The organism is Archangium sp., assembly GCF_036389735.1.
Taxonomy (GTDB): domain Bacteria; phylum Myxococcota; class Myxococcia; order Myxococcales; family Myxococcaceae; genus Archangium.
The window spans coordinates 1-13,498 of record NZ_DASVWK010000633.1; the positions used below are offsets into that span (position 1 = coordinate 1).

9 protein-coding genes are annotated in these 13,498 nt (G+C 67.5%); 6 read left to right on the forward strand and 3 right to left on the reverse strand.

Annotated features, from left to right (window positions below; genetic code table 11):
• On the reverse strand, positions 1-4,210 hold a 4,210-nt coding region (locus VF794_RS22085; RefSeq protein WP_331113516.1), incomplete at its 3' end, for an FAD-dependent oxidoreductase.
• Positions 4,211-4,561: 351 nt separating this feature from the next.
• Between VF794_RS22085 and VF794_RS22090 the strand changes: the two genes are divergently transcribed.
• The 5 genes from VF794_RS22090 (at position 4,562) to VF794_RS22110 (ending at position 12,339) form a co-directional block, all read left to right on the forward strand.
• Positions 4,562-5,488: a lysophospholipase gene (locus tag VF794_RS22090; protein ID WP_331113532.1), complete on the forward strand. Its 927-nt coding sequence runs from the start codon at positions 4,562-4,564 to the stop codon at positions 5,486-5,488.
• Between the two features lie 98 nt (positions 5,489-5,586).
• Positions 5,587-8,049 (forward strand): helicase-related protein, encoded by a 2,463-nt coding sequence (locus tag VF794_RS22095; RefSeq protein WP_331113518.1) that lies wholly within the window; start codon positions 5,587-5,589, stop codon positions 8,047-8,049.
• A gap of 322 nt (positions 8,050-8,371) precedes the next feature.
• Entirely contained in the window at positions 8,372-8,755 is a 384-nt protein-coding gene (locus VF794_RS22100) for a hypothetical protein (protein WP_331113520.1), read from the forward strand.
• Between the two features lie 94 nt (positions 8,756-8,849).
• Positions 8,850-10,760, forward strand: a complete 1,911-nt coding sequence (locus VF794_RS22105) for a RiPP maturation radical SAM C-methyltransferase (protein ID WP_331113522.1) — start codon at positions 8,850-8,852, stop codon at positions 10,758-10,760.
• Between the two features lie 7 nt (positions 10,761-10,767).
• Positions 10,768-12,339: a radical SAM/SPASM domain-containing protein gene (locus VF794_RS22110; RefSeq protein WP_331113524.1), complete on the forward strand. Its 1,572-nt coding sequence runs from the start codon at positions 10,768-10,770 to the stop codon at positions 12,337-12,339.
• A 61-nt stretch (positions 12,340-12,400) separates the two neighbouring features.
• On the opposite strand, the gene VF794_RS22115 is transcribed toward VF794_RS22110, so the two are convergent.
• Positions 12,401-12,679 (reverse strand): hypothetical protein, encoded by a 279-nt coding sequence (locus tag VF794_RS22115; protein WP_331113526.1) that lies wholly within the window; start codon positions 12,677-12,679, stop codon positions 12,401-12,403.
• A gap of 91 nt (positions 12,680-12,770) precedes the next feature.
• Here VF794_RS22115 and VF794_RS22120 point away from each other — a divergent pair, with 91 nt between their 5' ends.
• Positions 12,771-13,169 (forward strand): DoxX family protein, encoded by a 399-nt coding sequence (locus VF794_RS22120; RefSeq protein WP_331113528.1) that lies wholly within the window; start codon positions 12,771-12,773, stop codon positions 13,167-13,169.
• Here the strand turns inward: VF794_RS22120 and VF794_RS22125 are convergent.
• Positions 13,166-13,498, reverse strand: a 333-nt coding sequence (locus VF794_RS22125; RefSeq protein WP_331113530.1) for a hypothetical protein, incomplete at its 5' end; no start/stop codon positions are given. The two genes, VF794_RS22120 and VF794_RS22125, sit on opposite strands and share 4 nt — an antisense overlap.

A 13,498-nucleotide genomic window follows, 5' to 3' on the forward strand; every position in this document is an offset into this window, starting at 1 on the left:
AGGCCACCGGGAGCGTGGGCGCCGGGGATAACGTCACGGCCGGGACGCGCACGGCTTCGGAGCTGGCCTTCGCCGAGAAGTGACGCTCGACCAGGGCCGTGGCGTAGGCCACGTTGCTCTCGACCAGCTCGAAGTTCAGCAGCGAGCCGACGTAGAAGGTGTGGTTCTGGCCCTGCAGGCCCTCGAGCCGGTCATAGATGCCGTTGGCGATGTCCTCGGAGCCGAAATGCGGGAAGTAGTCCCACCGGACCTGCGTGTGGACCTCCCCCATGCGGCCTCCCATGCGGCCGAGATCCTCGCGCAGGCGCCGCACGATCGACTCTCCGTCGTCCACCCCCGGCTTTCCGTAGGCATAGGCAATGGCGATGCCGTCGCCCGGGTAGCGCTGGTGAACCGCCACCGAGTGCCCCTCCCAACCCGGCTCGCTGGCGTGAGGTTGGAGCAGGAAGAACCCGTCCTCGGGGATGCCCTCCGCGGAGACGATGGTCGTGTAGTAGTCGTAGTGGCGCACCTTGCCGAAGATCTCCCGCTCTTCCGGCGTGGGCGAGAGGAAGGGTGGCACCTGGTGCAGCGGCGTCGCCACCACCAATTCGTCGAACTCCAGGCTCTCGGTCGCGGTGTGCACCCGGACACCCGAGGGCATGCGCTCGACGGCGCGCACGGAGGTGTTCAAACGCAGGTCGCGCAGGCCCGCGGCCACCGTGTTCCAAAGCTTCAGGAAGCCATGCTCGATCGTCCAGAACCTCGGCAACGGGGCATCGGGCGGTGCGCCGACGAGCAGCTCCGCGAACTTCAGGAAGTACAGCGCGGGGAGTTCCGGCTCCTGCACGTAGCCATAGCCTGACGACGTGTACATCAACGCGGAATGCCGGGCGAAGCCCTCCAGCCCGTTCCTGTTCAGCCAGCCGGCCAGGGGCGCCCCGAGGGTCCGGGCGACGGGCGCGAGCCCAGGGGCCAGGATGCCGGGGAAATCCCGCTCGCGGGTCTGGACGTAACGCAGCCAGTGGCGGGCCATTTCGGTCGGACCGTCCATCCGAGACGGCTGCCCGGTCACCAGGTCGAAGGGCCTGGCTGGCGTCACCGGCATGGTGGCGAGGCCCAGCTCGGAGACCATGCGCGCCAGCGTGACGTAGCGGGCCGTGCAGACGTGTCCACCCAGATCGTACCAACGATCGCCGACCTGAACGGACCCGCACTTTCCGCCCACCTCGCCCTGGCGCTCGAGCACCGTGACGCGGTGGCCGAGTTTCTCCAGCTCCCGAGCCGCGGTGAGCCCCGAGACGCCCGCGCCGATCACGCAGACCCGCCGGGGACGCGCCCTCGCGGGCACGGGGACAGGGTGCTCGGGCCGAGGGGCCGCTCCGCGATCCACCACCGCCTGGATTGCCGGCGGCAACGCCTTGCGCTGCCGGGCCGCCGCCGACATGTCATAGACGATCGACCGCAGGTGGTTCAGCGAAGCCGCCGTATCGGGGCCTGGCGAGAGCGGCATCGCCAGGTCGGCGGGCGCGTTCGCGGGGTTGAAAATCAACGGCTCGATCGCCGCGGGCTCGAGCACGCGATCCAGGTGCAGCGTGGCCACGTCGTGCCAGGGGTGCGCCTCCTCCGCCCACGGGCGCGTGCAGTCGAGGGCCTCGTCGTCGGCCACCTCGCCGCTGGCCGGACGTACCTGCGCCTGGAGCACGTAGTCCACGCCGCCCGTGCCGATGCGCTCGCGCAGCTCGGTGTGCAGGAAGTCCCTGGCCCGCGTGTCGTCCGGCTCGCGGGGCATCACGTCGGGGGGCAGGGCCCGACCATCGGGCGCCACGAAGCCGTCCTCGGGCGTCCTCGCGGCCGGCACGAGCCGGAACCGCGCGTAGTGGCGCGTGCCGTCCGCCGCCACATAGTGGCTGGCGACCTTGCCGTAGTAGTACAGCGAGGCGTACGAGGTCGCCCTGCGGAACATCTCCCAGCCGGCCTGGCCGAGGCGCGGCTCGCGTGCGATCCAGGCGTCGCGGGCCTCGGGCGTGGCGGCCATCCACCGAGCGAAGTCCGCGGCGGTGCGCTGGAGGAAACAGCGGCCCGTCGTCAGCAGCAGATCGAGCTTCGGCGCGTCCAGCGCCTCGGGCCGCGCGGGGTCCAGCACGCGCAGGGTCGCGCCCCGGTTGTCGATTCCCGCGTCGTCGTCCTGCACGCCGTTGGCATGGCGCACCAGCACGGGCAGCTTCCGCCCCGGGGCGAAGAAGGCATGCGCGGGCAAGGCGGGATTCGCGACCACCTGGAGCTGCCCGGCGATCGTGGTCGCCAACTTGTGGAACGCGCGTCCCCCACGCGCCTTGCTGAGCCGCGTGAAGGTCGGGCCCACATTGGCGATCAGTCGCTCGAAGGAGGGGTCGAGCCCCTGGAGCCGGGGATCGCTGGTGGGCTCGGGCGGGGCGACGAATGGCGCCGACGACGAAAACGCTTCGGTCGCGAAGCGGGCCACGTGCAGCGTCTTCGAGGCACGCTCCAACGCGCCGGAGAGGTAGTCCGCCCGGCACGTCTGCCGGCGCAGCTTGCCGCTCGTGGTCTTGGGCACGGTGCCGCGCTGGCCGATCACGACGCCGCTGCACCCGAGCTGGTGGTCCTGGAAGACGCGATCGCGGAGCGCCCTGGCCACCGCTTCGGCGGGCTCCCGGGCGCCGTCCTGGAGTTCGGCCACGATGACCAGGCCCTCTTCCCCTGTCGCGTCCGGCGCGGCGAACGCGAGCAAGCCTCCGGGGCGCACCGCCGGATGGGCGTTGCGCAGACCGTCCTCGATATCCTGGGGGTAGTAGTTGCGCCCCCGCACGATGATGAGGTCCTTGCAGCGTCCGGTTGGGTAGAGCTCGCCTTCCCACAAGAAGCCGAGGTCGCCCGTGCGCAGGTAGCCGCGGTCATCGGAGGGATCGGACACGCGGGCCTGGAAGATCTCGCGGCTCTCGGACTCGCGGCCGTAATAGCCCGCCGCCTTGGTGGGCGAGTCCACCCAGATTTCCCCTACCTGACCGTCGGCGAGCGGCACCCGGGTCTGGGCATCCACGATGCGGACGCGCAGGCCCGCCTTGGTGACACGGCCGCAGGCGACGAGCGGCACGGCCTCGTCCGAGTCGGTCGGCGGCGCCGCGCGGCCCTCCTGCAGGGCGAGCCTGGCGACCTTCAGGACGCGCTTGCCGCCCACCGTCACGGAGACGGTGTGCTCGGCGAGCCCGTACGAGGGGAAGACCACACCGGGGCGCATGCCCGAGGGCGCGAAGGCCGCGTGGAAGGACTCGAGGGTCGAGGCGCGCACGGGCTCGGCCGCGCAGACGATCGCCTCGAGGGCGCTCAAATCCCAGGCGGCCCGCTGTTCGGGCGTGGTCTTGCGCACGGCGAGCTCGAGCCCGAAGTTCGGCGTCGCCGAGTGCGTGGCCCTGACCCGGCTCATCACCTCGAGCCAGACGGCGGGCCGCTTCGCGAAGGCGAACGGACTCATCATGTAGAGATGGCCGTTGCCCGCGAGCGCACTCAGGATGCCGCTGATCAGGCCGAAGTCGTGGTACTGCGGCACCCAGAAGACGCAGCGCACGGACACGCGCAGGTTCAGGTCCCGGGCGTTGGCGACGGCCTCCGCGAGCACGTTGGCGTGCGTGATCATGACGCCCTTCGGCGTCGACGTCGAACCCGAGGTGTACTGGAGGAAGGCCACATCACCGGGCTTCGCCGTGTGCACGGGCGCGGCCTGGCGCCTGGGCTTCACGCCCTCCACGGTGTGCCACGGCAGGTCCGGCCAGCGCACGCCTTCGCGCCCGACGAAGGCCTTGAGACCGCCCAGCAGCTTGGCGCGCGCGTACTCCTTGTTGGTCAGCACCGCCGCGGCCTGGCAGTTCGTGGCGATCGCCTGGAAGGTCGCGAGATCCTTCCTCAGCTTCAGCGGATTGGGCGGGTAGATGGGGGCCGGAACGATGCCGGCGATCAGACAGCCGACGAAGGTCACGACGAAGTCGAGCGACGGCGGGTAGACCAGCAGCACCCGATCTCCCGCCTTCAAGCCGCACTGCGAGGTCAGGTGCGCCGCCACCGCCGCCGCCGCCTCCCGCGCCTGGGCGAAGGTCAACGTGACCTGATCTCGGCCCTGGTCATCGACCCAGGTGTAGAGCGGCAGGTCGGGGTGCCTGGCGCAGAGTTGCTCGAAGCTGGCCAGGACGGTGGTGGGCTCGGGGGTCTGGGACAAGGTGTCGATCCGGGAGGAGCGTTACGAGCGGGTGGGGAAGACCGTGCGGACGACGGGACGCTGGGCATTGGGGTGCGGCGTCGTGACCGGCCAGACGTGAGTCGGGGACACTTCGCGATGGCCGCGCCGATGGGGCGGATCGCAGAGCCAGAAACCTACCCGAGACCGGAGACCCTCAGGGAGGGGAAAGGCCCCTCGGCTGGTCTCCGTCCAGCCTTCCGGAGGTGGCTCCCGCGGCGCTATAGGCCATCTGGCGGATACGCGGCGGCGTCCTTCCAGGCATGTTGGGCCACCTCACACAGGAGCCCCTCCATGCAGCTGAAGACTGGATTCCTCGCCCTCGTCGCCTTCATGGCCTTGCTTTGTACGGGATGTGCCACCGTCAGGCCGTGCGCCACCACGTTGCCGTCCGCTACTCGGTCCGGGGGCGCTGTCCTGACGCCATACCGCGTGCAGGGGGGCACAAACACGTGCCTGCAGGCGTTCGAGTGGAAGGCGCCGAGCACTCCAGCCCGCGGCGCCGTGGTCGTCATTCACGGCCTCCGCGACCACGCGAGCCGGTACTCGGCCCTCGCGGAAGCGCTCACCGCGAAAGGGCTCGTGGTCTACGCGCAGGACCACCGGGGCCACGGCTACTCGGGCGGTCCCCGTCAGCGCTTCGATTCGGTGGCGCAGCTGGTCAGCGATGTCGACCTCGCGGTCGCGGAGGCGAAGCAGCGCAACCCCGGCGTGCCTATCTTCCTCTATGGCCATAGCATGGGCGGGCTGGTGGCCACGCACTACGCGCTGGAGCATGGCGAGCAGCTTCGCGGCCTGGTGCTGAGCGGAGCGGCGTTGAAGCTGCAACCGTCGGTCACTGGAGGAGAGAAGACCGCGGCGCGCGTCTTCGGCGCCATCCTCCCCGGCCTGCCAGCGCAGCGCCTCGATGACAGCGAGTTCGTTCGCGAGCCCGCCGCCCAGAGGGAACTCGCGGCGGATCCGCTCATCGACCACGCGAATATCCCGGCGCGTTCGGCGTCCGCCATGCTCAACGCCATCGAGAACCTCGGCACGCGCATGGAGGAAGTGAAGGTGCCGCTGCTCATCCTCCATGGGCAGGCCGACAAGGCGACCCCCTTCGAAGGGAGCCAGGAGCTCGCGGCACGAGCCGGCAGCTCCGACAAGACCCTCCGCCTCTACGAGAACGTCTACCACGACCTTCTTCACGAGCCGGAGCGCGACGTCATCATCTCCGACGTCGCCTCGTGGATTACCGCGCGGCTTGGGGAGGAGAAGTAGCCTCTTGGGGCTCGGCTCGCGAAGGCCTGGAGAAGCTCGGCCTCTCGGTAGGCCAGCCCCCCAGGGCGGAGGGCTCTGATCGAGATTAGATTTCGCCAATGAACTCCAGCCCATCCAGCCGGTCGTCCGTCGTCGTGGCGGAGCTGGGGCCCACGAACACGGGGAAGACCCACCGCGCCATCGAGCGAATGCTCGAGCACGACACGGGCATGATGGGTCTGCCGCTTCGCCTGCTCGCTCGCGAAGTCTACGACCGGGTGACCGCTCGAGTGGGCGAGGGGCGGGTTGCCCTGATGACGGGGGAGGAGAAGCGCCTGCCTCCTCGCCCCGATTATTGGATTTGTACGGTCGAGGCGATGCCGACCGATCGACAGGTCGACTTCCTCGCGGTGGATGAAATCCAGCTCGCCGCCCACCGTGAGCGCGGGCACGTCTTCACTGATCGCCTGCTCCATGCGCGTGGGCGCCGGGAAACCTGGTTCCTCGGCGCGGACACGATGCGGCCGATGGTCCAGGCGCTCATCCCCCAGGCTTCGGTGAAGCGCGCCACCCGCCTGTCCCAGCTTCGCTATTCCGGACGGCGCTCCCTGAAGAGCCTTCCTCCACGCTCGGCCGTGGTCGCCTTCTCCGCGGACCGCGTGTACGAGTTCGCCGAAGCACTGCGCCGCCTCCGTGGAGGGGTCGCGGTGGTGCTGGGAGCGCTCTCCCCGAGGACGCGGAATGCCCAGGTGGCGATGTACCAGGCCGGGGAGGTGCAGTACCTCGTGGCCACCGATGCCATTGGGATGGGACTGAACCTCGACCTCAACCACGTGGCCTTCGCGGCGCTCTCCAAGTTCGACGGCGCTGAGCAGCGAGACCTCTTCCCGGACGAGCTGGCCCAGATCGCGGGCCGCGCGGGGCGCCACTTGAATGACGGGAGTTTCGGAACCCTGAACACGCTGCCCGAGTTGCCTCCGCGGGTGGTCTCGGCCATCGAGTCACACCGGTTCCCGGCGGTACGAAGTCTCATCTGGCGCAATTCGACGCTCGATTTCTCGAGCCCGGAGTCCCTGCTCGATTCGTTGTCGCGAGCTCCGCGCCACAATGGCTTCATCCGGGTGGAACGCGCGGACGACTTCGATGCGCTCAAGGAACTCTCGCACGTCCCAGCCATTCGAGAGGCCGCCACCGACCGCGCCATGGTCGAGTTGCTGTGGCAGGTCTGCCAGATTCCGGATTTTCGCAAAGGTCTCTTCGGGCAGCACCTCGCACTGTTGCGTGAGACCTTCCTTCAGCTCTCCGCGGGTGACGGGATGCTGGAAGAGGACTGGCTGGCCCGACAGGTGTCGCCGCTCGATGATGTCTCCGGGGACATCCACACCCTGATGGACCGGCTGGCCGCCATCCGCATCTGGACGTACATCAGTCATCGTTCGAGCTGGCTGCACGACGCCGAGCAGTGGCAGGAGCGCACCCGCCGCATCGAGGACGAGTTGGGCGATGCCCTTCATGAGCGGCTCGTGGAGCGCTTCGTGCAACGGGCCGCACGGAGGAGTGCACGCCGATTCGTGAGAGCCACCGCCCCCCCTCCACCCGGGTCGAACAGTCCCTTTGCCAGGTTGGGGCTCCTGCTGGGTGAGGTGCCGAGCGTTGACGGCGCCGCGATGACAGAGGAGCAGTTCGTCCAGCAGGTGGTCGACGCGACGCACGAAGCCTTCCTGGTGGACGCGTCGGGAAGCATCTCGTTCGAAGGGCAGCCGCTGGCCCGTCTGGTTCGCGGGAAGGACCGGCGCTCACCGCAGCTCGCGCTCGCGGAGCCGGAGGTTTGGACCGGAGGCGCGCGGCGGCGGCTCGAGCGCCGTCTGTTGGCCCTGGCGCGGGACCTCGTCACCGAAGCCATGGGGGGCTTTCCAGCCGAGGCCCTCATGGGAGGGGATCGCTCCCCGCCGATGCGTGGCCTCGCCTACCGCCTGGCCGAGGGGCTGGGAGTGATTTCCCAAGGTGAGGCGCGCGAGCAGTGGCGGCTCCTGGACGATGCCGCACGCGAGCGCTTGAGGTCGCTGGGCGTCCGCGAGGGACAGCGCTTCCTCTACGTTGCCGAGGCGCTCGCACCGCCTGCGCTCGAACGGCGCTGCATGCTGACGGCGCTGTTCCAACAGAGTCCCTCACCCAAGGGCGTTCCGGGAGAAACGGTCCTCGAGGTCGCGGAGCTTGGCGGCCGGGATGCGCGAGCCTTCGGATATGAGGTGCTCGGTCCCGTGGCGTTGCGGATCGATATCGTCGAGCGGCTCAGCGAGGCGATGCGCCACCCACAGGGTGCTCAGCAGGTGCACAAGCTCATGCAAGAGCTGCGTCTGGAGCGCGGTGTTCACGCGCGGGTTCTGCGAGAGCTTGGAGGACCGTCCGGGGGCGCTTCGGTGAAGAGGCGGCGGCGACGGCGGAGAGGGAGAGCACCGGCGACGGCTCCTGACACGGGGGGGGCCAATGGACCACCGGCTCACGCTGGCGCGCACCAGAAGCCCCGGAGGAGCGGGGCCCGGGGCGGGGGACGTACAGAGGGAGGATCGAAGCCCGATTGAGGGGGGCCGGGCGGCGCCTTGGCGGGAGATCGGCTGGGGGCGATTTCACGCAACTTCCGGTGTACGAGTTCGCGATTTTCATATCATTCCCTGGCACATCCACCATTCCGGCAATACCTGTCAGATAATCTCTGGGGAATGGCACGCCAATTGATCTGAACAAACTCCACATCCCCAAGCCCGACGTAAGGGGTTGTTGTCAGACCAAGAGCGTAAAACCACCACTGTCACCATCGAGCATTTCAACGAGGGCTGGAGCACCTGCTCCGGCCGTCGTGTGGTTCGAAGTGTTTCTTGGTGACACCCCCACAGGAGAGAGCCCATGAACAAGCAGAACATTTCACCGAAGGACATCGACGCTCTGGCCAAGAAGCTTGACGAGCTGGGGAAGTCCCTCGATGAGAAGGAACGAGCGCTGTTGCTGGCGACGTTCGGGATGGCATCCACTGTCGTCTCAAATGCGAGCCGCAAGGCGGAATCGGAGAGCGGCACGCTGCCGGCCGCCAAGAGCCCCACGGTGGACCGCATCGACCTGAGTCGGACGGCGACGGCCAAGCTGCCGCCGCTCTCCCAAGCGTTCAAGGAAGCCTTCACCCCCGGACCCGCGGGCCGCTTCGGGGTGGATGACGGCGCCACGTTGCAGGACAGCGTCTCCGTGGGTGTGGGCGTGGGCCCCGTCGACGTCAGCTGGAGCAAGGACATCTGACGGTCCCGGCTCGGCTCAGCCCACATCCTGACTCCGTACTGATGACAGCGGGCCTCCGCTGAAGCACGGAACGACCAACACGAGGTGTCTTCCCATGAATGTGCACAGCGCAGCGCCCCTCACGGCCACCTATGGCGCCGAGACCATCTCGGCGCACCCAGCGCTTGAGGTGGCGCTGGTATCCATGCCGTTCGTCTCGATCGTCCGGCCCTCCATCCAACTCGGGCTGCTCAAGTCCCTGGCCGAGCGAGAAGGTGTCAGGGCAAGCACCTTCCATCTCACCCTGGAGTTCGCCCACCACATCGGGCCTGCCCTGTATGAGACGCTCTGCGGCCACCGGGGGCTCATGTTCGGGGATTGGCTTTTCTCGGTCGCGGCCTTTGGTTCGCAGGCTCCCGACCCGGACGACCGCTTCCTGGCGGAGTACGGCACCGAGATTCAGAGGATGCTCAAGGGCTCGGGGGCGGACCTGGACCGCATCAGGCGCCTCCGGCACGAGGAGATCCCTGCCTTCCTGGATCGGATGCTCTCCGAGATTTCATGGGAACGCTTCCGGGTGGTGGGCTTCACCTGCACCTTCCAGCAGAACGCGGCCTCCTTCGCCCTCGCGCGGCGGTTGAAGGAGCGCCATCCTGGCCTTTCCTGCATCTTCGGGGGCGCCAACTTCGAGGGCGAGATGGGGGTGGAACTGGTTCGCACCATCGAGGCGGTGGATTACGCCGTGATTGGCGAGGCGGATGTCGCCTTCCCCCAATTCCTGGCCGCCTTGAAGCGGGGAGGGGACCCTCATGAGGTGCCCGGAGTCGTGGCCCGGCGAGATGGACAGGTGACCCCACTGAAAGCGAGCCCGCCCTTCGAGCGGCTCGACACCTTGCCAGTCCCCGATTACGACGAGTTCTTCACCCGCGCTGAGTCGCTCGACCTGCTCACCCCGGCGGCGCGCCGCGAAGTCTTCATTCCTTTCGAGAGTGCCCGCGGCTGCTGGTGGGGGCAGAAGAAGCACTGCACCTTCTGCGGCCTGAATGGCACCACGATGGCATTCCGGGCGAAGACGCCGGAGCGGGTAATCGAGGAACTCGGCACGTTGGCCCAACGCTACCGGAGCTTCCGCTTCGAGGCGGTGGACAACATCTTGGCGCCCAACTATCTGCAAGGCCTTTTCGGCCGCCTAAAGGAGTCGGGCAGCGACTACGTGTTCTTCTATGAGGTGAAGTCCAACCTCAACCGGGATCGGCTCAAGGCCTTGCGCGACGGCGGGGTACGGCAGATCCAGCCCGGAATCGAGTCGCTGAACACCCACGTTTTGAAACTGATGCGCAAGGGCGTCACGGGAATCCAGAACGTCAACACCCTGCGCTGGGCGCTCTACTATGGCATTGGCGTGAGCTGGAACCTGCTCTGGGGATTCCCCCACGAGATGGAGGAGGACTACGCGGAGCAGTTGCACTTGATGAAGCAGTTGATCCACCTGCAGCCGCCTGGCGGAGCGGGTCGGATCTGGATGGAGAGGTACAGCCCGCTCTTCACCGACCGCCAGGCCTTCCCCGCCCGCTACGTGCGGCCGGAGGCCAGCTACAGCTACGTCTATCCCCCCTCCGTCCAGTTGGAGCGGGTGGCGTACTTCTTCGATTACGAGCTCCAACACACCCTTCCCCAGTCCGTGTACGAAGCTACCTCACGCCACGTAGTGGACTGGCAGGAGGCCTGGAAGGCATCGGAACGGCCTGCGCTGACCTTCTGGTCGTCACCGGGTTTCGTACAGATCCAAGACACGCGCTGGCCCGGGGAGCATGGCACCTATACCTTCAAGGGGCCGCTGGCTTCCATCTACTCCGCCTGCAGCGACGGTCCGCTCTCCGCCGAGGAGTTGCGGCAACAGCTCCAATTGAATGTGCCCGAGGCTGAGTTCCAGCAATGGCTGTCAGACTTCTGTGCCTGCGGCCTGATGATGCGCGACGGCACCCAGTACCTCAGCCTGGCCCTTCCCGCCATCAAGTACCGGTGAGGCGACCATGATCTCCAGTGCTGACGCTCTGTCCCTATCCTTCTACGAGGCCGCCTCCGCCCGGTTCGCGGAGTTCGCGCGGCACAGCCCCAACGCGGCCCTCTGGGCGCGGTTGCTGGAGCGGGCTGGAAGAACCTTTGGCCTGGAGGCGGAGCGGGTGATTCCACCCGCATGGCTCTTCCTCTTGGATCGCCCCACGGTGGAACGTCTGCTCGCTTCCTCCTCCGCAGGATTCCAGCTCGGAGTCCATGAGCACGGGTGGAGTCTGTCCCAGGTCCGGCCCGCGGACGAACTCTTGGAGCATGTGTCGATGCTACCGAGGGACGAGCAACGTGCCCTCGAGGTGCTCTTCCGGCGGGCACTGGATCCGCTGGATGCACTGGACACTTGGCCGGCGGAGAGCTTCTTCTCGAAGGAGGAACTCGAGGTGCTCGCACGGTTACCCCGGTGCGAGACGCCGCCAGCGAAGCCCTCCTTCGGTTGGTCGCCTGGACAAGACATCCATTATGGCGGCTACATCTGCGTCATCGCGAAGTTCACCCGGTTGTGCAACCTACGCTGTGTCTACTGCCACGACTGGGCGGCGGGACCGAACCAGACCATGCGCTTCGAGGTGCAGGCCCGTCTGTTCCAGAGAGTGCTCACCCCCTCCGAGCACGCGGTGGTGGATCTGGTCTGGCACGGGGGCGAACCCACCCTGCTGCGCAGGAAGGGCATCCTGCGCGCGCTCGCCCTTCAACGGTGGTTCCGCCGCCCAGGCCAACGCATCAAAAACATCCTCCAGACCAACGCCACGACCCTGGACCCGGAATGGGTGGACTTCTTCCAGCACTACCGGTTCCACGTCAGCGTCAGCCTGGATGGTCCGGCCCCCGTGCACGACCGGACCCGGCCCCAGGTGGGAGGGCGGTCCAGCTTCCCAGACGTCCTTCGGGGACTGCGGCTCTTGCGCGGCGCCGGGCTGCTCAATGGCATTCTGATCGTGGTCACCCCGGCCCTGGTGGAACGGGGACCCCAGGAACTGGTGGACTTCCTCCGCACGGAGGAAATCTCCGAGGTGGGGCTGCTGCCGATGCGTCCGGACAACGTCTCGCCGCTGCCTGGTTCCTACATGGAACACGCGACCTACCTGCGATTCCTGCTGGGCGTCCGGGACGTGCTCCGCCGTACACCCGGCCCGCCCCTACGAGTACGCGAGTTGGAGGCGGCGGCCAAGGCGCTCGCGGATCAGCCGGCCGGCTTCTGCGAACTGCACGGCAACTGTGTGGGGCACTTTTTCCTGGTCGACAACGACGGGAGCGTCGCCCATTGCGACAAGTACATCGGAGATCCCGCATATACCTTGGGGAGTGTGCTGCACCACGAGTTCGCCGAGATCCGGGCCAGTGAAAAGGCCCGACACCTCGTGGAGCAGAATCGGCGCGCCACGGCGCTCTTGCGTGATTGTCGCTACTTTCGCTACTGCCGCGGATGGTGCCCGCACGAGCGATACGTGACCCAGCGGCATGCGCCTGATGCCCCCACGAACTGTTGCGGCCTGGCCCCGCTCTTCACCGCGCTTTCCGAGACTTCCGACTGACCGGAAGTGTGGCCGGCGTTCGGTCAGCTGGCCCTGAAGCTGGTCACCTCGGTGGCCTGCTTCAGGGTCTTCTCCTTCGACCAGCGCGGCCGGGATCCAGGGGATCCATCCCGTAGGAGGACTTGGACACCACGCACATCGCCTGACACACGGGATCAGTCTTCGCCTCCTCGAGGATGGCGTCGCGGAAGGTGTCGGGCGTGCTGTACGCGGGCACCTCGTTCCAGGCGATGAGGTTGACGCCAGCCGCGTCCCACTTCATCGCCGAGCGCACGGGGGTCGTGATGGAGCTGAAGTTCGTCGCCGTCAAGGCGGCGTTCTTGATGACGAAGAAGATCATTCCTCATTGTAGCGTAATCGCCGGACCCAGGGTGCGTGTGGCGGCGCCCCATCAGCGCTACACTGCCCGGCTTTCTCTCTTGGAGGAGATCATGAGATTCCTGCACCCCCACGCTGAACGTATCTACGCCCTGTTCCGCATCATCATCGGACTGATGTTCATGCAGCACGGGCTGCAGAAGGTCTTTGGTCTGTTCGGTGGTATGCCCCCCGGGGTGCCGGCGTTCATCATCTATGGCGCGGGCTCCATCGAGCTCGGGTGCGGCGCGCTCGTCGTGCTCGGGCTGTTCGCCGCCCCCGCGGCCTTCCTCGCGAGCGGCACCATGGCGTTCGCCTTCTTTCTCGGGCACGCGATTCCCAACAAGAATCTCATCCCGATCGTGAACCAGGGTGAGCTCGCCGTGATCTACTGCTTCGCGTTCCTCTACATCGCCACGCACGGCGCGGGGATCTGGAGTGCCGACGCCGCGCGCCGTGGCGCGAAGAGCTAGGCCCTCGAAATTTCCACTCGAGTCTCGTCCTCCGTGTTCTCGAAGGTGATGCCCAACTCATCCCGGAGCATGTCCAGCAAGTAGGGCATCATGCGGACGGTACCGACGCGCAGGTCGTGACTGAGCGAGAGATCCGCGCCAGAGAACTTCCGCGCCGGGTGGGGGCGCTGGAGCAACGCATTGACCTGGCGCTGAGCTCCTTCCATGGCACGAAGCGGTGGGCGCTCGATGGCCAGGTAGTCCGCGACGGCGTCCGCCACGGTGTCGAGGACGTCGCTCCGCTCCTCCCCAGGGGTGCTCGAGCGGAGCAGCTCCCGGAGTCGCAGGCG